This window comes from Shewanella olleyana (assembly GCF_023283825.1).
Classification (GTDB): Bacteria; Pseudomonadota; Gammaproteobacteria; order Enterobacterales; family Shewanellaceae; genus Shewanella; species Shewanella olleyana.
The window spans coordinates 47,881-67,343 of the sequence record NZ_JAKILD010000007.1 but is presented as its reverse complement, the minus strand read 5'-3'; the positions used below and the strand labels follow the sequence as shown (position 1 = coordinate 67,343).

Here is a 19,463-nt window from a genome sequence, read left to right as displayed (position 1 = left end):
AACTATTGCTTAGATTGATCTGTTTCTGTTTCTGTTTTGGCTGCAGTAATGGGCAGTGGATTACTAGAAACACTTGAGTCAACGATATTATTTAGAATAGGAATTTGTAAAAACTGATCATACGTTTCTTGTCCCCAGGCGATCAACTCACCATCTTTAAACAATAATGGAGTGCACTCATCTCGAGTTGTTTTTCCATCTGACTTAACGTGATGTGTTCTGTAGAACATTATTTGGAAGTTGGCTTCATCTGTCGCCTTAGCTTCAGTAAAGTCAGCACGCCCCATTTTACCGCGGATAGCTTCAATGGTTTGGCCAATGTTAATTTCACTTAGCATTTGATGGTTAAATTCTTGTCTTTCTTGCCAGCTTCGATCTTCTGGTCGTGGTTCGTACACCAAAACAACCGTAATAGCGAAAACCACGTAAGCAATAAACATTGAAGCAATAAGAAAGGATAAGGAAGGTTTCATTGCCTATGCACTCCTTTCATTGGTTGTTGGCACTCTAAATTGCTTTAGGTTGATATTAAGCGGCATATGACATTGTAGCTGTGCAAGTTTATAACTCACTCGCGCCATTTCTTTTCCATCTATTAACTTTTGCGCTTGTTTAGCACCAAGGTTATCGATTGATTTATAGAGGTTGGCTAAGCTGCGAAATTTATTTAATAAATCAGCAGCAGATTTAGGGCCAATTCCAGCAATACCGGGTACTTTATTACCAGAGTCACCCGCTAAGGCAATAAAGTCTAAAATTTGGTTTTGCTGCACAGCTAATTTCTTTTCATACTCTTTAATATCAAAATACTGCTGCTTGAAATGGTCCCAAATATCAATATTGCTCTGCCAGATCTGACCAAACCCTTTATCCGTCGATACGATAATGGCTTGACCATTATTTTCAGCAATTTTGGTGGCTAGCGTGGCGATGACATCATCAGCTTCAGAAGCGGCGTCATGGGAGTTGATATGTGCTTCAGCTAAAGCTGCTTTAATATCAGCTAACCCCGCCTTTAAAGGCGCAGGCATAGGTTTTCGGCCTTTTTTGTAATCAGGATATAACTGTTTACGCCATGACTCTTCATCTCCATCCCAAACTACAATCGCATGAGTGGGCTGGTGATGTTTAAGGAGCTTTTTAGCCGCTGAAATGGTTCGCTCTTTGACACTGGCGATGTCATTTTCATCTGGTAATACAGCATGAATACGTCTAACAAGATTGAGACCATCAATGATCAATAGTTTATTCATGTTTTATCTTTCGTAGCTGGTGGTACGACTCAATTGAGCCGTTGAAGGATATATTTATTCTCACACCTTCAAAAATTTATTTCAGATGTGTTTTTAAGATGACTTATCATATAGCTATTTAACATGATATTAAACAACACCCTGCATTTACTTTGTTGATAAAGACTAATGGGTATAAAGACAGTGGCCGTTTCTATTGTGAATGGCAGTTAAGAGTTTACTGAATCTTGGCTAGGACTTAAAAATATAGCGTTTGTTTACATCAAACCATCAACCATCAAAAGGAGTAGCTTAAGTTGGCAGCTTGATGTAGACCATGCTTATGCATGTGGACTATATTGAATAAGCTCTATTCGTTGAGGTTAACTAGCCTTTTCATTGATGATTTGATAACAAGGGATATAGTCACTACCAGGTAATTTCATTCTTTTTTGCTTTACAAAGGCTTTTAATAGCTTATCCATCATGGCCATCAATTTTTCATCGCCGCGAATTTCAAATGGACCGAACTCTTCAATCAATTTAATGGTTTCACTTTTCACATTACCAGCGACAATACCTGAAAAAGCGCGTCTAAGGGTTGCAGCAAGTTCGGCTTTGTTAGGTTGGAAGTACAGATGTAAGTTACTCATCACTTCGTGATTAGGCTCAAATGGTAGCTGAAATTCGGGCTCAATTTTTAATGACCATTGATATTGATACGCATCACCTAAGCTTTTACGCATTTCTTTTACTTTGAGCATACCTTGTTTCATGATGCGAGCCACTTTAACTGGATCGTCTATGATGATTTGATATTTATCTTGTGCCTCTTTGCCTAAGGTCGCACTAATAAAAGTATCGATTTCAGTAAAGTATTCAGCGCTTTCTTTTGGACCGGTAAGAATGAGTGGGAAGGGTAGCGCTTTATTCGCCTGATTGAGTAATATACCAAGAATATAGAGTAGCTCTTCAGCAGTACCAGCGCCGCCTGGGAAGATGACAACCCCGTGGCCTAAGCGTACGAATGCTTCTAAGCGTTTTTCGATATCGGGCAATATGACTAATTCATTGACGATTTGATTTGGTGGCTCGGCGGCGATAATACTCGGCTCGGTCAAACCTATGTATCTAGCATTATTGACTCGCTGTTTTGCATGGCCAATGGCAGCACCTTTCATTGGGCCTTCCATAGCTCCTGGGCCACAACCTGTACAAATATCTAAACCTCTTAATCCAAGTTCATAGCCGACTTCTCGAGTATATTGATATTCAATGGCGTTAATACTGTGACCGCCCCAACATACCACCACATTGGGGTCTTTCATTGGTGAAATGACTCTGGCATTCCTGAGAATATCAAATACCACATTGGTGATATGACTGGCATTGGTGAGATTGATGTGTTTTAAGTTATCGTATTTGTTATCGATATAAACAATGTCACGCAGCACGGCAAAGAGGTGTTCTTGAATACCGGCAATAATTTCGCCGTCGACAAATGCTTGCTCTGGGGGATTGATAAGTTCAATGAGCAGGCCGCGCTCGCGCTGCAATACATTAATATCAAAATTAGAATAGGTATCGAATAATGCTTCTGAGCTATCACTTTGTAGGCCAGAAGCCAGTACAGCCAAAGAGCAATTTCTTAGTAGTTGGTAAAGTTCACTTTTAGCGCTTTGTTTAAGACGATTAACTTCCATTTGAGACAGTTGATCTAAACTGCCTCTAGGGCTAATTTTTACAATCATATGCAACTCCTCTAAGAGATGAGTTGACTATGATATTAGATATCAATTACGACTCTATCTCTGCCATTATTTTTTGCTTTGTAAAGTGCAGCATCTGCTCGTTCAAACGTTTCTTCGATTCGTTCATTGTCCATCACTTGTGCTGCTCCAATGGATAATGTGACAGTAATACGCTGATTCTTAAATTTAAATGGAATGTTCTTAATTTTTTCACGTACACGGTTTAATAATAAACCAATATTGTCTTCATTGATTTCTGGCAGCAATAAAACAAATTCTTCTCCACCATACCTTGCAACAAACTCGCTTTCACGCAGTGAGTTTTTAAGCGCCATTGCGATAACCTGTAGGGTCTTATCACCCGTGCTGTGGCCGAAATTATCATTAACAGATTTAAAGTAATCAATGTCGGTGACAGCAACCCAAAGCGGGGTGTTAAAGCGCTTATGGTTTCTGAACTCTTGCTCCATACGGTCTTCAAGTGCCGCACGGTTTGGTAATTGTGTCAGTGGATCAAGTAAATTGAGTTTTTGATGTTCAAACAGCTTTTCTTTATAGGTATTGGCTTCTTTGGTAATACTTGTCAGCTCTTTACGCATTGAATCAATAGATTTACGCAGCAAAGCTTGCTCACGGCTTTCTAACGCTTCTTTACGACTCAAAGCATCTTTAAGAGACGTAAGCTGCACGGTAAGCGCTGTCTTTAATGATAATAAATCATCAGATTCAATTAAAATACCGTCGGCGTTATCAACTCGCAGGTTAATCTCTTTATTAAGCTGGGTTTTGATTTGTTGTGAACGATCATTGTTATTAGCTGTGTTAGTAACAACATCTCTCACTACGCTAATGGCATCATTTAACGCATATAAAAAGTCTTGAGAAGCGGTTTTTTCGCGAGCAATATTATTAAGTAATAAACTTAAAATGGTTTGATAAGATTCAAGTAATGTATTGAGCTTGATGTCACCCATCAAGACCTCTTTCATGACTAAAATCTGGTCGCGTTGCTCTTTGCGAAACTCAATCTCAGATATTTTATGAGCGAGCTCTTTCGCTAAAATAAGGTGCTGAGGCAAAATGACGTGCTCATCTGTGCCAGCAAACTCCTTTTGTAAAATGTGCTCATAAAAACTAATAACTTGTTCTACTTTAGGGATGTATTCCCAAATAGTATGAATAGGTTTGTTGAGATCTTTTTTAAAGTAATTGATTTCTTTTTTGATTTCATCTGGAGCTGAATCAACACGTTGTATCTGACCGATGACTCGGGTCAGACTCGTTCGGCTTTCTTCTAAACGCGTCATGGTGTGGTGATATTGGCCTTTTAACAGACGCTCAATTTCCACCAGTTCAGGTAAAGCTTCATCTATTTGATCATAACCTTGAAGATGATGACGTAACTTGGCAAGGCGATTATCAAGTTCCAGATTTTGACCTTTACAGGCTAGACTCAAATGACCCAGGAATTGAATTAAAGTGCGCAATTTCTCATTACGATCTTCATGTATTTCCTCGAGTGCCAACCTCGCCGAATTAAGCTTCTGTTTTAATAATGAAACTTGTGAGACTGCAGTTGAAGAATCTTTCATGCTTATAGGGTTCCTAAAAATAAACAAATAACCAACATCATCAGAAATCTGGGCAATGGATGATACAAACTAATATTAAAAAGTTGCGCATATCAATGACATGTTAAATAACTATACACCTATATCGGCAGGTTAGGACGAAAGCTTAGTTAACTTGGGTTCTACCGCTTAATTTTTAGGCCATTTGAACTCAGAAATAGATCTATTACTTTCTGCTCGGATGATGCCTCTTTGCAGAGCATGGGTTAGGTTCAAATATAAAGGTTTGTAAAATATAGCCGCTGGAGCAAAGTTCAACGTTCTAATGCTGACGTAAGTATGGTCTACATTGATACTTTTAGCTGCGGCTAACGCATATTGAACTGTTTCAAATAATAACTCGTTGGTTAATCTCAAGTCTGGATTTGCTAGCAAAGGTAAGTTTATATGCCCTAAAACACATTCCAGTTTCTGTTTATTCAATTCAGAATAGTTAGGAACATTGGTATTGATTGTTAATGCTTGAAAAGAAAGAGCTTCGGATATTTGAGTCAGAGTTTGCTCAGGTGCAAGGGCGTCGGAAAAACAAAATGCAAATTCACCGGGTTTAATCAAATAAACTTTGCAGCTTAGGCGCGCTTCAAATTGGTTAATTAAATTTTCAGTGATGTTTTTAAATTCTGTAAGTCCGAACTCTAAATCTAAATCAGCCAATAGCTTCACATTGACAAGTGCTATGGTTTTAGGTGAATTGTCATCTGACATGCACTTTAGCAGGCCGTGGTACCCTTTAAGTTGAGTTTGGGGTTCTTGCAGTACCTGCTTTTCAAGTAACGCTTTTTGTTGTTTAAAACTGTTTAACCTTTTTAAGCTATAAAGCCAGGCAAAAGATAAAATAAAAATGGCGGCAAGCAAGATAATAATGGCCATTTGCTGGTCTTTACTGCTTTCAATGTAACCACTGAGTTTGTGTTGATATATATTGATTTCAAACTTTAACTTTTCTTCAGTTAAGTTTGATGTGAGCGTTTCTTCAACAGGCTCTTCTTCAGTGTCTTGTTTCATTAGGACTAATCTGTCCATCATTTCCAATGCCGCAGGGTAATTGTTTTCCTCTCTGTATGCTTTGGCTAAATATTCCAGTGCTTCTTTTTGTGCATCAGCTAATTGCTTCGAATCGGCTATCGTTAAAGCGGCAATCCCATGGGTGATTGTTTCTTTCCATAATGATTGCTCTGACATCGCCTGAGCAAATAGTAACTCATTATAAACAAGGTAATGCTCAATCCCTTTTTCTTTAAAAATATCATTGGCCATTTGTAAGTAACTCATGGCTGAAGGGTAGTTATTTAAATGAAGATACGCTTCGCCAATATTATGAAAATTAAGACCTTGGCTTATTATTCGGTTGTTCTTTTCATCTAATTGCTGAGCATTCAGGTAGTAGTCAATGGCTTTATTCCACTGTTCTTGATTGGCGTAGATCATTGCAATGACAGTCATCGCTTTAGATTGAGATGCATCTCGCCCCAGTTTTTGATAACTGATAGCAGCTTCGTTGGCATTCTTAAGAGCTTCATCCCATTGACCTAAGTCGCGGTATGCGCGAGATAACTGAAACTGCGTTTGCGCTTGAATAACAGGATAGTTTAAACGATTTGAAATTCGATAAGCTTCACTATGATGCTGCAGTGCTTTAGCGAGTTGATTACGTCTAGTGTAGTAAATGCCTATTGCTGTTTCAGATAGGGCTATGAAGTAATCATTACGCAGTCGGTAGGCTATTTCTCGGTAGCGTTTGTAATGATATAAGGCTTGAGTATCTTGTTTCACTAAGGTGTGTAAAGAACTTAAGTTTTGATGCAGTATAAATTGCAAATTTAAACTTTGGTTATCTTTAAGGTTGTTTATTTTATTAAGAGCTTCTTTAAATAAAATGATTGATTGCTTGTATTGCTGGTCTTCAAGCGCTCTTATTCTCCCTTCGAGCAGTAAAATAATGGCTTCTTGCATTGGCGTTTCAGCTAAAGATTCAAGTTGCTGTGTCAGTAATCGGGCTTTATTTATTTTGTCATCAGCTTTGAGCGCCGTTTCCAGAAACAGCCGCGCCAGAATTTCTAAATCAGCTTGTAATTCATCTGGGCGGTACTTTAATGATTCGGCCACGGCTTCAAATTCAGTACGATTATTAAATGACAGCGGAAATTGAATACGAGCTGAAATTCGCTTGAATAATTGATTGGGGGTTTCTATAAACTCAATCTCACGTTGTTCGTTTATCTCAGCATTGACAGGAAAAACAACAAAAGATAACAACAAGGCATAACAGAATAGTATGAATTTTTGCATGAATGATTAACGGCCTTATTATTATTTTGTAAGCTTTTGTTGGAAGTAGGTGGGCGAATAATCGCTGTTGTTATAATATCACTTTGTAAAAAGTAAACTTACCGCAAAGAATTTGTATGATGTTGAAAACAAATAACTACAATACATAAAAACATAACAAGAATAATAACAGAAGGAATGTAGAGTGAAAGTCTCAAAACTGGCTATTTTTACTACAGGGGTATTTTTTTCGGCAAACAGTCTTGCTGAAGTGAACTATCAAATTGATTTAACCCAGCCACAACACCACTTAGCAAAAGTTCAAGTGAGTTTTCCTGAATCTTCGTCTGATGTGCTCACTGTTAACTTACCAGTGTGGCGTACGGGTAAATATGCTGTGCTTCCTTTAGCTGATGGAATCCGACTGTTTAATGCGACTGACAGCAAGGGCAAACCGTTAACTTGGCAACGAAGCGCCACTGGCGAATGGAAAATTAACTTAGCTAAACCGACTGAGGTTAAGGTTACTTACCAGCTATACGCCAACGATTTAGGGACTCGCGTGCGCCACATTGATGAGTCTCATGCTTATTTAGATGCCAGTGGCGTGTTTATGTATAGCCCAGAATTTAGAGACGATAATGTTAAAGTATCGATGAATGTCCCTAAAGGTTGGAACAGTTACTCAGGCATGGAGCAGGGGAGAAAGTCTCACTCATTTGTGGCTGATAATTATGATGTGCTAATTGATTCACCTATTGAAACAGGTATCAACACTCACTATAGCTTTGAGGCTGATGGAAGAGATTACGAACTGGTTTTTTGGGGGGAAGGTAATTATGACCCTCAAAAAGTAGTAGAAGACCTAACCAAAATTAGTAGTACCGCTGAAGTGATATGGGATGATTATCCTTTCGAGCGTTATGTTTATATGGTGCATGCAACCAGCGGTGCACGGGGTGCAACTGAGCATTTGAATTCAACGATTATCCAATTGCCTCGCTTTAATTTCAGAGAGCGCAAAGATTACCTTCGTTTTATCAGCACCGCTTCTCATGAGTTCATTCACACTTGGAATGTTAAAGCATACCGCCCACAAGGGTTGGTTCCTTACGATTATCAAGAAGCCAGCATGACAGAGCTATTATGGATGGCTGAAGGTTCAACAAGCTATTTTCAAAATCAGTTGCTGCTACGCGCTGATGTGATTACGCCAAAAGAGTTTTTTGCTGATTTAGCCAAGCGGGTTAACAGTAATATGCATAAACCGGGTAGAGAGATCCAATCGGTATCGGAGGCAAGTTTAAACGAGTGGACTCATACAGGTGGGGATTATGCAATTAACCACGGGGTTAATATTTACTCTGAAGGCTATTTAGCTTCGTTATCTTTAGATTTTAATTTACTTGAAGACACCAATTTAGCGCATTCATATAGGGATGTGCATCGTCAGCTGTATCGTGATTTTAAATTGCCTAAAGGCTATAACGTTGATGATGTGAAAGGCATTTTGAAAAACTTATCGGGCAAGGATTACCAAACTTGGTGGCAGCAGCATATTACGTCACCGTTTAGTTTAGATTTTGACTCATTACTAGCCCAAGCTGGGCTCGTTATTAGTTATGGCAAAAAAGATGAGGCTACGATTTACAGTGGATTAAAGCTTACTGGAGCTCATAACGACTTGACGCTTGCTCATGTCAGCCGTAATGGCCCCGCTTGGAATGCCGGCATTGTTGCTGGAGATGAAATCGTTGCTATCAATGGCCTTAAAGTAACTGCTGCAGGATTTAAAAAACGTTTAGAAGACTTTAAGCCTGGTGACGAAATTTCAGTGTCGTTATTCAGTAACGATCAACTAAAACAAGTGGCTTTGACACTGAAAGAACAGCCAAAGGGTGATCTAAGTATCAAAGGAATTAAAGATGCAAGTAAAGAGCAGAAAGCGTTCTTAAAGGCGTGGCTTGGCATTGACTGGCCATTTGATGAATCTGGAAACTTTATCAAATAAGAAGATTTAGAGAGCTTCATGTGAATAAAAAGCCCCCATAACCAAAGTTATGGGGGCTTTTAAATTTAGACCATTGCTTTTTAATGATTGCTTTTAAACGATTACGATTAGAACGACAGCAATTAAATATTTTCTTCAATTGGGCCTAGAGCTTGTTTAATTGAATTAATAAAGGCTACAAGTTCGCCGCCCATCAATGCAAAATCTGCATCTAATTTTGCAAGTGGGTCTTCTGTACCAACATCATCTGTCGCTGCTCTAAATTCTTCAGAGAACTTAAGACGCTTAACACTCGCATCTGATTGCAATAAAAAGGCAATGGACTGACCAAAATGAAGCGCAAGTTTATGAACCTGCTTGCCTGTTGCTAAATGAGCAAGCACTTCATCTTCTTGAAGCACTTGTTGCTTAAAGCGCACAATACCGCCTTCATCAGAGTCTGATTTAAGTTCGGCTTCATCTTGCATTTCAAATGGTTGTGGCGAAGCGCCATTACGTAACCATTCAGTCAGAGTCGTTTCAATTGGCGTGGTGAAGTGTAATGGCACTACTGGCAAGCTGCCTAAGGCTTTACGTAATAAAGCCAATAGCTCTTCTGCTTTTGCTGCACTAGAGCTGTCTACAAGAATCATTTCGAGTTCAGGCATGATAAGCGCATGAGTTTGGCTACGACGAGAAAAAGCTCGTGGCAGTAACGTCATGGTTATCTCTTCTTTCATCGCATCTTTTTCTTTCTTGGTCACTTTGCGGCTTTCTTGATCTTCGATCATGGCCACTTTTTCGTCCATGGCTTCTTTAATCACTTGGCCTGGGAGAATCTTTTCTTCTTTAGTGACACAAATAAGGTGACGGTTTTCAGCGCTGTGCACTAAAGCCTGACCTTTTTTACCTAAAGCATTGGAAAAACCAAATTTACTGATGTCTTGGCTTGAGCAAGGTGAAAAGGTGAAGTCTTCTAAAGCTGTCTCGAGAGCCTCGGTATCGGTAGTGAAAGGCTTATTGAAACGATAAAGGGTGAGATTTTTAAACCACATTATAAGGCACTCATCAAAAATTAAAAATGCAGTTTACGGTATCACAGCTCTGGGGTAAACCATCTGAGTAATGATGAAAGATTGTCGCCAAAGTAGAATTCATCAAACTGTCACATTTGTTTTTTTGAGTAGTATTCCTTTTTGAAACAGTGGTTTATTTGTTTTTGTGTGCGTTTAATTTAGCGTTATCTAAATATAATTACCTGATTGAAATATTTCTGCAACAAAACACGTGCAGAATTCGCCTCGTTCCCAAGCTATTGGTTAACAGTTACCTGTTAGTTCCAACCGAATAGCAGCAAAAACTAGGTGTAAAACACCAATAAATTATGTCTAAAGGATGATAATGATGAACGCTTTTTATAAAACTCTAGTTGCTTCAGCTATTACCGCTGCTACGCTTTCAACTGCTCACGCTGCAGAACCTCTTGAAGTATACGGTAAGTTAAATGTTTCTGTTCAATCTAATGATTCAGGTGATGGTTCAGTTACAGAAGTTCAAAGTAATGCGTCTCGTTTTGGTGTTAAAGGCGGATTTGAATTAAGCGACTCTCTAGAAGCGTTTTATACTATTGAATATCAGGTAGATACGGGTAAAGATAGCTCTAATAACTTCACTGCTCGTAACCAATTTGTTGGTTTAAAAGGCAACTTTGGTTCTTTCGCCGTCGGTCGTAACGACACTATGCTTAAGCAGTCACAAGGTAAAGTTGACCAGTTCAATGATTACTCTGGTGATTTAGGTAAGTTATTCAAAGGTGAAAACCGTTTAGCGCAAACAGCAACATACTTATCGCCTAAATTTAGTGATTTCCAGTTTGGTGTGACTTACGCTGCTGAAGGCGATGACAAGCAAGAAGATGATGGTTTCAGCATTGCAGCTATGTACGGTGATTCAGGCCTCAAGAAAACGCCAGTTTACGCATCAGTTGCATATGATTCAGAAGTCGCTGGTTACGACATCGTTCGTGGTACTGTTCAAGGCAAAATTGGTGGTGTTGTACTAGGTGGTATGTACCAACAAGAAGAAGAAATCGATAGCGGTGATAGCATTGATGGTTACTTACTAAGTGCAGCTTACAAGATTCAACAAGTGACCTTAAAAGCACAATACCAAGACATGGAAGACAAAGGTGATTCATGGTCAATTGGTGCAGATTACTCACTAGGTAAGCCAACTAAACTATTTGCTTTCTATACAGATCGTACTTCAATGGGTACAGTTGAAGATGATGAAGGCAATGATTTAGACATCTCAATTGATGAAAGCTACTTCGCAGTAGGTATCGAACACAAATTCTAAATTGAGTCGTTATTCATAACGATTTAATCAGAATAAAGTTGTATCACAAAGGAGGCGTTAGTCTCCTTTGTGTGTTTTTAAACAATACCCTAAGCTAAAACGTGATAGGACCTAAGCTAAAACGTGATAGATTTATGACAAAAATATGATTTTATATGCCATAACAGCTCTAAGATCATATTTCTGTAATAAAACTGACCAATAATACTCATGCGGCAAATTAATCACAGAAAATATTATGACAGCTAAGATTTTAATTGTAGAAGATGAATCAGCCATCCGTGAGATGCTGACCTTTGTTATGGAACAACATGGCTTTACCACATCTGCAGCTGAAGATTTTGATTCAGCGATAGATTTACTACAAGAACCTTATCCTGACCTAATCCTATTGGATTGGATGTTCCCAGGTGGCAGTGGTATACAATTAGCTAAGCGTTTAAAGCAAGATGAGTTTACTCGCCAAATTCCTATTATCATGCTTACTGCTCGCGGTGAGGAAGAAGATAAGGTGAAAGGGTTAGAAGTGGGTGCTGATGATTACATCACTAAACCATTCTCTCCTAAGGAGCTGGTGGCACGTATTAAGGCGGTATTGCGTCGTAGTGCACCGACTCGTTTAGAAGAAACCATTGATGTGCAAGGTTTGCTACTTGACCCTGTCAGTCATCGTGTCTCTGTTGGTGAGTCAGTGCTTGATATGGGCCCAACGGAATTCAGATTACTGCATTTCTTCATGACACATCCTGAGCGTGTTTATAGCCGTGAACAGCTATTAGATAACGTTTGGGGGACTAATGTGTATGTAGAAGATAGAACGGTTGATGTGCATATTCGTCGTTTGCGTAAAGCGGTTGAAGACTCCGGACATGATAAGTTAATCCAGACCGTACGCGGTGCAGGATATCGTTTTTCGACCAGAATGTAATTACTCTTATCGCCGCATATAAAATCACTGCTGAATATGATTACTGAAAATGAAACACACAGGAAGTGGTGTTTCAAATACACAATTATTCGGCAGTTATTTTAACAATTGGCTATAGTCAGTGACATCATTTTAAGCTATCTTGTGAGCCATTATTCTCCTACCAACAATTAGGTAAAAACCCGCTAAGGGATTATTTACATTAATTATTAGGCTGCTTATGTTTCGATCTTATTCAGGATCCCGATTGCTCTTACGCCTCGTTGGAATACTATTCGTTTTCGCATTAATCGGTTTCATTATTGATCAAGTTGCACTGACTATTATTATTGGCAGCGCAGTGCTTTTAGTTTGGCATTACCGACAGATTAGCCGCCTTAATTATTGGTTGTGGAAAGACCGAAAGTTAACTCCCCCTCAGGGTTCTGGAAGCTGGGAAGGTATTTTTAATGGTATATACCGTCTTCAAGGTAAAAACCGTCGCCGAGTTGGTCAACTAGCCTCATTACTTAGCCGCTTTAGACAAGGGGCCGAAGCACTTCCCGATGCCGCAGTGGTATTGGACTCTGAACATAATATTCTTTGGTGTAATAAACTCGCACAATTGATCTTAGGCTTTGTGTGGCCACAAGATAGTGGCCAGCGAGTGGATAACCTCATTCGTCATCCTGATTTTTCTGAGTATTTAAAAAAAGGTGATTTTAAAGAACCTTTAGAGCTTGCATCTCCAGTGTCTGAGCAGCGTTTACTAGAAATACGCTTAATGAGTTATGGGGATAAGCAATTACTGTTAATCGCTAGGGATATCACCCGAATTAACCAATTAGAAGGCATGCGCAAAGAGTTTGTGGCCAACGTATCTCATGAATTGAAAACACCGCTAACAGTATTGCAAGGCTATCTTGAAATCATGCAAAGCATGGAAGAGCCAGATAGCATGAACCATAAGCCATTAAACCTAATGCAGCAGCAAACCCGTAGAATGCAATCTATGGTCGAGCAATTATTGGCGCTGTCACGCATTGAAGATGGTGCAGACATCGATTTAGAGCAAACGATTAATATGCGTGCAATGCTCGATATATTAAAAGATGAAGCCTCGGCCCTGGCGCTAGATCAATATGAGCTTTCTTTCTATTCTGAAGATGATTTAGATTGCCATGGAAACGAGGTACAGTTACGAAGTGCTTGTACTAATCTTATTTCGAATGCGATTCGTTATACCGAACCAGGTGGTAAAATTTCAGTGCGTTGGGAAACAGTCCCTACTGGGGCAAAATTTAGTGTGACAGATACAGGGCTTGGGATTGAAGCGCAGCATCTTAACCGCCTAACCGAACGTTTTTACCGAGTTGATAATGCGCGTTCAAGTAAAACCGGTGGCAGTGGTTTGGGCTTAGCGATTGTTAAACATGCACTTAATCACCACTACAGTGAACTGAATATTACCAGTGAACCTGAAAAAGGAAGTTGTTTTAGTTTTATTATTCCAACTCACTTAGTGGTCGATAAAAACTGACTCACAAAAAGTTTGTGTTAGTAGCTAATGCGTTTGAGTAAAAAGCACTCACTGATTAAGCCAACTCTATTTTATCGAGTTGGCTTTTTTGTTCTTTGTGTCTCGTCTTGGGACAGGTTGCAGTATTAGATCCTACTTAGTTTAATAGCCATAATTTAGATCTATTATGTGTTACTCAACCTTATCTCCTATGTGAAGTTAGTATTTGAAACAAGCTTTGTCTGTGCTTGTTTTCTTATTTCTTATTTCTTAATTATGGCTAGCTTGGTTAAAACCTAAGTTAAAATGACGACAATAAACATTTTCTACCTTGTATAAGCGGTCTACAGTTTTCAGTAAAAATAACCTTGAAGAACAGCAAGCTCTAGTGGGTGTAAATTACGACTTTGGATCTTGTTACGAATGGAAGCTTCATACGCAATACCGTTATTTAAAGTAGCAGCACCTAACTATAATATAGTGAGGTTATAGCGCCAGGGTGGGTGTTTTAATCGAATTGAACATTATTTGTCATAATAGCTCTTTCAATAAAATGAAGTTTTTAAGTTTTAGGGCGATTTTATACAAATAATTTACTGATTTAATTGTTATTTCTTTTGTTGTAAAACGCTCTGGAAAGATTGTGACTTAAATGTTTTAAATGTTGATTGTCATACAACTGTCATGTACCGGTCATATACTTGTCATCGAATCAATTGATACTGAGCGTGTCTTAAATAACAACGCTAATAATTAATACCGGAGCATTACAATGAAACTTAAACAGCTAGTTGGCACTATCGCCTTTGCAGCAGCTGGTGTTTTTTCAGCATCATCAATGGCAGCAATTGATAAAACATTACCTGTATACGAAAAAACAAGTGGTGTTTCAGGTAACTTGTCATCAGTTGGTTCAGATACGTTAGCAAACATGATGACGTTATGGGCTGAAGATTTTAAACACATTTACCCTAACGTTAATATCCAAATTCAAGCTGCAGGTTCTTCTACTGCACCACCAGCCTTGACTGAAGGTACTTCACAATTCGGCCCAATGAGCCGTCAAATGAAGCCAAACGAAGTTGAAGCTTTTGAAAAACATTACGGTTACCAACCAACGGCTATCCGTGTTGCTATCGATGCATTAGCAGTATTTGTACACAAAGATAACCCTATCGAAGGTTTAAGCATTGACCAAATCGACTCAATTTTCTCTTCTACTAAAAAGTGTGGCGGAAATGATGTAAACCGTTGGGGGGATGTTGGTCTTGATGGTAACTGGTCTAAAAAAGACATCCAGTTATACGGACGAAACTCTGTATCGGGTACTTACGGTTACTTCAAAAAGAAAGCACTTTGTAAAGGTGATTTCAAAGCAAATGTAAATGAGCAACCAGGTTCTGCATCTGTAGTGCAATCAGTTTCTCAAGGTCTTAACGCTATCGGTTATTCAGGTATCGGTTATAAGACTGCTGGTGTTAAAGCGGTAGCACTTTCTAAGAAAGGCGATAAATACATTGATGCAACGGCTGCTAATGCTGCAAATGGTACTTACCCATTATCACGTTACCTATACGTTTACATCAACAAGCACCCTAACAAAGATTTATCACCAATGGATCGCGAGTTCATCCGTTACGTGTTATCTAAGCAAGGTCAACAAATCGTAGAAAAAGACGGTTATGTACCACTACCACGTAGTGTAGTTGCTAAAGACCTAGAAAAAGCAGGTATCAAGCTTTAATCACTAAGGTGAACATCGCTTAGGTTTATCTGACTATTAAAGCCTCATTCGTGAGGCTTTTTTGTGCCTGAAATCCACTAACACCACACTCGATGAAGCCAAAATATTAAGCTAGAATAGCAACAGAATAATACCTATAAGGAACTGTTGTGGCTGAACAATTTGATTTCAATACCGATTACCATTCTTTAGCAAATACTGACGAGATGAAAGTGCACCACATGGCACTTAGCTTAGATGTCGATTTTGACAAGCAGCAGTTACAAGGTTCAGTAAATTTGTTGTTTAAACGGTTAACGAATTCGACTCAATTAACCTTAGATGGCCGCGACTTAATTATTACCAGTATCACTGATACAGATGGTCAGCCACTTGAATTCAGTCAGCAGCATGTCAATGGACTTCAAGGCGAAAAGATTACCATTGAAGTAGGTACAGAACTGACTGAAGTTACAGTCAATTATCGCACCTCAAAGGATGCTCAAGGGTTACAATGGCTTACTCCAGCTCAGACCTTAGGTAAGCAATCTCCATATTTGTTTAGTCAATCTCAGCCAGTAAATGCCCGCAGCTGGATCCCGCTGCAAGACAGCCCTAAAGCCAGAATAACCTTCAGTGCAGCAATTCAAGTTCATAACGGCTTAAGAGCAGTGATGAGCGCGGCTAATTCAGCCGAAATGCCAACTGATGGCTTATTTACGTTTGAAATGGAAAAGCCCATTCCTACCCATCTGTTAGCGCTTGCTGTGGGCGATCTTGCTTACAGTGAGGTGAGTGACCGATGCGCTATTTATACTGAACCTGCAATGCTTGAAAAAGCGCTCAAAGAATTTGAAGATACCGAGTCAATGATTGTGGCGGCTGAATCCTTATTGGGTCCTTACCCATGGGGACGGTACGACATGATAGTGTTACCACCAAGCTTTCCCTTTGGCGGTATGGAAAACCCTAGATTAGCTTTTATTACGCCAACACTTATTGCAGGTGATAAGAGTTTAGTTTCAACTGTTGCACATGAGTTAGCGCATTCTTGGACGGGTAATTTAGTGAGCAATGCCACATGGCGCGACTTATGGCTTAATGAAGGCTTTACCACTTACTTTACTAATCGTTTAGTCGAAAAAATATACGGCAAAGAACAAGCGGATCTTGAGTGGGTGATTGAGTATGGGCGCCTGCAAGAAGAAATGCAGTCAATGCCGATTGAGTCGCAAACTCTTCCAGCTAATGTGCAAGACCAAGACGCCAACGACTCATTTAATCGGTTTACTTACGATAAAGCATCTATGTTTGTTCATGAGCTAGAAAGTCGTTTAGGGCGTAAAGCATTTGATGAGTTTCTGTTTAACTATGTTCAACATTTTAAATTTGAAGCGATCACCACAGAAAAATTTGTTGAATATGCTAAACAGACTCTCCTTGTTGAACACAGCTCAGTACTAAGTGAGTCAGAATTAATGACTTGGGTATATGGTGAAGGATTACCAGAATGGTTTGTTCCACCTACTTCAACCAGTTTAGATAAAGTTAACCTGGCTTTGCGGCAGTTTAGTGAGGGAGTCAATGCCACAAAATTAACTGTAACTGGTTGGCGTGTTCATCATTGGCAGTTCTTTATCACTCAATTACCGTTTCAGTTAAACCAAGTACAGCTTAAAGATCTCGATATGGCTTTTGCATTTACGCAGAGTCAAAATGCCGAGTTAGCATGTGATTGGTTTAGAGTTGCTATCAGAAATCAATATGACGTCGTTTTACCCAAAGTGTCAGGCTTTCTTAGGGAAATTGGCCGTGCCAAATTTGTGAAACCACTTTATAGCGAATTGCTTATTGCGGGCTATTTGACTGAGGCGACAGAAATATATCAGCAAGCAAGGGCTGGCTATCATCCTTCATTGCAAGTTCAGCTCGATTTGATGTTTGAGGCTAATAACTGATTTGCAGTCGATAAGGATTCAGCAGCTGATCTTCAGTCGCAAAGTTGAGTCAGTGAAGTCGTGTCAAAAAAAATGGCAACCCAATGGGTTGCCAGAAGTATTTCTTGCGGGACATGGGCTAATAGTGCGCTAGCGTATTAACTCGTTCCCAAATAAGGGGGATGATGATGAACAAATGATGAAAAAGTCTAAAACTAATTCGGTTAGCTTTGGTTGATGAGACCATGCTGAAATGTTGGCTTACCTTGAATATTCCGTGATGAAGGGCGTATTCGTTTAGGGTAAATCTTCATTACCAACTTGCTACACTTACTATGAGTGCCCATCTTGATAAAGGTTCAACTCGTTCGATAAAAAAATCATCTTTAGCATCATTTTTTACGCAAGCGATTCCATTTTTTGTCTGGAGTAAAAACTAAGATATTGATTTGTTGTAACTATATTTATATGTAATTATTTCTCTTATTTAGTGTTTTGTTTACTGCACTTAATAGTTTCTGCCTTATTTGCTACTGCAATTACTTTTACTTCTCTTGTTTTAATGTTCATTGTTACGTCTAAAGTTAACTACTTTCGCTATCCCAAAAGTAATGACTTTAATGACCCTAAGTAAATAAAAAATGATAAGCAAAAAAAAATGGCAACCCAATGGGTTGCCAGAAGTATTTCTTGCGGGACATGGGCTAATAGTGCGCTAGCGTATTAACTCGTTCCCAAATAAGGGGGATGATGATGAACAAATGATGAAAAAGTCTAAAACTAATTCTGTTAGCTTTGGTTGATGAGACCATGCTGGAATGTTGGTTTACCTTGAATATTCCGTGATGAAGGGCTTATTCGTTTAGGGTAAATCTTCATTACCAACTCGCTACACTTACTATGAGTGCCCATCTTGATAAAGGTTCAACTCGTTCGATAAAAAAATCATCTTTAGCATCATTTTTTACGCAAGTGTTTCCATTTTTTATCAGGAATAAAAACTAAACTATTGATTTATAGTAACTATATTTATCTGGAATTATTTCTCTTATTTAGCGTTTTGTTTACTGCATTTAATAGTTTCTGTCCTTATTCGCTACTGCAATTACTTTTTACTTCTCTTGTTTTAATGTTCATTGTTACGTCTCAAGTTAATTGCTTTCGCTATCCCAAATGCAATGACATTAATGACCCTAAGTAAATAACAAATTATAAGCAAAAAAAAGGCAACCCAGAGGGTTGCCAGAAGTATCTCTTGCGGGACATGGGCTAATATTGCGCTAGCGTATTAACACGTTCCCAAATAAAGGGGATGATGAACAAATGATGAAAAAGTCTAAAACTAATTCGGTTAGCTTCGGCTGATGAGGCCATGCTGAAATGTTGCTTTACCTCGAATACACCGTGATGAAGGGTTTATTCATTGTGTGTAAATCTACATTATCAACTCGCTACAGTTACTATGAGTGCCTTTTCTAATAAAGGTTCAATGAATTTGAAAAAAAGATCATTTTTATAATTTTTAGATCGATTGGGGCTAACTAACAAACAGATGTTTTTACCGAATAGCGGGAAAGAACAATAATGACTTTCTGTTTGTTTAGAGCTGATTGTCTCGGTTTATTTATTCTATTTCTGTTCATTCAAGGTTAGATTTTTCAACTTTTGCTGCAAAAGACATCTGCTCGATTCAATTCTTATTATCATAAACCACGATGACCACCGACGATAACCAATGGCGATAACCAACGATGATAAGCAATGAACTTATAGAGAAACAAAAGTAGTCTCAGCTATTGTTAGACAATGAGGTGAATGGCCGAATTTTTGATAAAAAAATGGCAACCCAATGGGTTGCCAGAAGTATTTCTTGCGGGACATGGGTTAATAATGCGCTAGCGTATTAACTCGTTCCCAAATTAGGGGATGATGATGAACATTTACATGAAAAAGCCTAAAACTAATTAGGTTCGCGATAATTAACGATGCCGTGATGAGGGGCTAATTAATCTAGATACCTGTCAAAATTAGTACATCTAAAGAGTGCTATTTAAACATTATCAACTCGCTACAATTACTATGAGTGCCAGTTTTAAAAAAGGTTCAAACAGTTTGATAAAAAATCACATTAATCTCAAATTATCGAC

The 19,463-nt window shown here is 38.8% G+C and carries 12 protein-coding genes; 6 read left to right on the top strand and 6 right to left on the bottom strand.

The window, feature by feature from the left end:
• Positions 1–2 precede the first annotated feature (2 nt).
• From L2735_RS06670 to L2735_RS06650, 5 genes are all read right to left on the bottom strand, one after another.
• A complete protein-coding gene (locus tag L2735_RS06670) occupies positions 3–473 on the bottom strand; it encodes a DUF3192 domain-containing protein (protein WP_248983965.1) in 471 nt (156 codons plus the stop codon).
• Positions 474–476: 3 nt separating this feature from the next.
• Entirely contained in the window at positions 477–1,253 is a 777-nt protein-coding gene (gene xni / locus L2735_RS06665; protein ID WP_248983964.1) for a flap endonuclease Xni, read from the bottom strand.
• A 362-nt stretch (positions 1,254–1,615) separates the two neighbouring features.
• Complete coding sequence (gene ppnN, locus L2735_RS06660; protein WP_248983963.1) at positions 1,616–2,983, bottom strand: nucleotide 5'-monophosphate nucleosidase PpnN; 1,368 nt, start codon at positions 2,981–2,983, stop codon at positions 1,616–1,618.
• A gap of 35 nt (positions 2,984–3,018) precedes the next feature.
• On the bottom strand, positions 3,019–4,575 hold the full coding sequence (locus L2735_RS06655; RefSeq protein WP_248983962.1) for a GGDEF domain-containing protein: 1,557 nt from the start codon (positions 4,573–4,575) through the stop codon (positions 3,019–3,021).
• Between the two features lie 168 nt (positions 4,576–4,743).
• Positions 4,744–6,903, bottom strand: a complete 2,160-nt coding sequence (locus tag L2735_RS06650; RefSeq protein ID WP_248983961.1) for a tetratricopeptide repeat protein — start codon at positions 6,901–6,903, stop codon at positions 4,744–4,746.
• A 184-nt stretch (positions 6,904–7,087) separates the two neighbouring features.
• On the opposite strand from L2735_RS06650, the gene L2735_RS06645 reads away from it, so the two are divergent.
• Positions 7,088–8,893, top strand: coding sequence for a M61 family metallopeptidase (locus L2735_RS06645; RefSeq protein ID WP_248983960.1), 1,806 nt, complete (start codon positions 7,088–7,090; stop codon positions 8,891–8,893).
• A gap of 122 nt (positions 8,894–9,015) precedes the next feature.
• Here the strand turns inward: L2735_RS06645 and rdgC are convergent, their stop codons facing one another.
• Positions 9,016–9,927 (bottom strand): recombination-associated protein RdgC, encoded by a 912-nt coding sequence (gene rdgC / locus L2735_RS06640; RefSeq protein ID WP_153914606.1) that lies wholly within the window; start codon positions 9,925–9,927, stop codon positions 9,016–9,018.
• Between the two features lie 346 nt (positions 9,928–10,273).
• On the opposite strand from rdgC, the gene L2735_RS06635 reads away from it, so the two are divergent.
• The 5 genes from L2735_RS06635 (at position 10,274) to L2735_RS06615 (ending at position 17,337) form a co-directional block, all read left to right on the top strand.
• On the top strand, positions 10,274–11,230 hold the full coding sequence (locus L2735_RS06635; RefSeq protein WP_248983959.1) for a porin: 957 nt from the start codon (positions 10,274–10,276) through the stop codon (positions 11,228–11,230).
• 238 nt (positions 11,231–11,468) lie between these two features.
• Positions 11,469–12,158: a phosphate regulon transcriptional regulator PhoB gene (gene phoB / locus L2735_RS06630; protein WP_102529072.1), complete on the top strand. Its 690-nt coding sequence runs from the start codon at positions 11,469–11,471 to the stop codon at positions 12,156–12,158.
• Between the two features lie 220 nt (positions 12,159–12,378).
• Entirely contained in the window at positions 12,379–13,677 is a 1,299-nt protein-coding gene (gene phoR, locus L2735_RS06625; protein WP_248983958.1) for a phosphate regulon sensor histidine kinase PhoR, read from the top strand.
• A gap of 751 nt (positions 13,678–14,428) precedes the next feature.
• A complete protein-coding gene (locus L2735_RS06620) occupies positions 14,429–15,400 on the top strand; it encodes a PstS family phosphate ABC transporter substrate-binding protein (RefSeq protein WP_248983957.1) in 972 nt (323 codons plus the stop codon).
• Positions 15,401–15,606: 206 nt separating this feature from the next.
• Positions 15,607–17,337, top strand: coding sequence for a M1 family metallopeptidase (locus L2735_RS06615; RefSeq protein ID WP_248984057.1), 1,731 nt, complete (start codon positions 15,607–15,609; stop codon positions 17,335–17,337).
• The last annotated feature ends 2,126 nt before the right edge of the window (positions 17,338–19,463 follow it).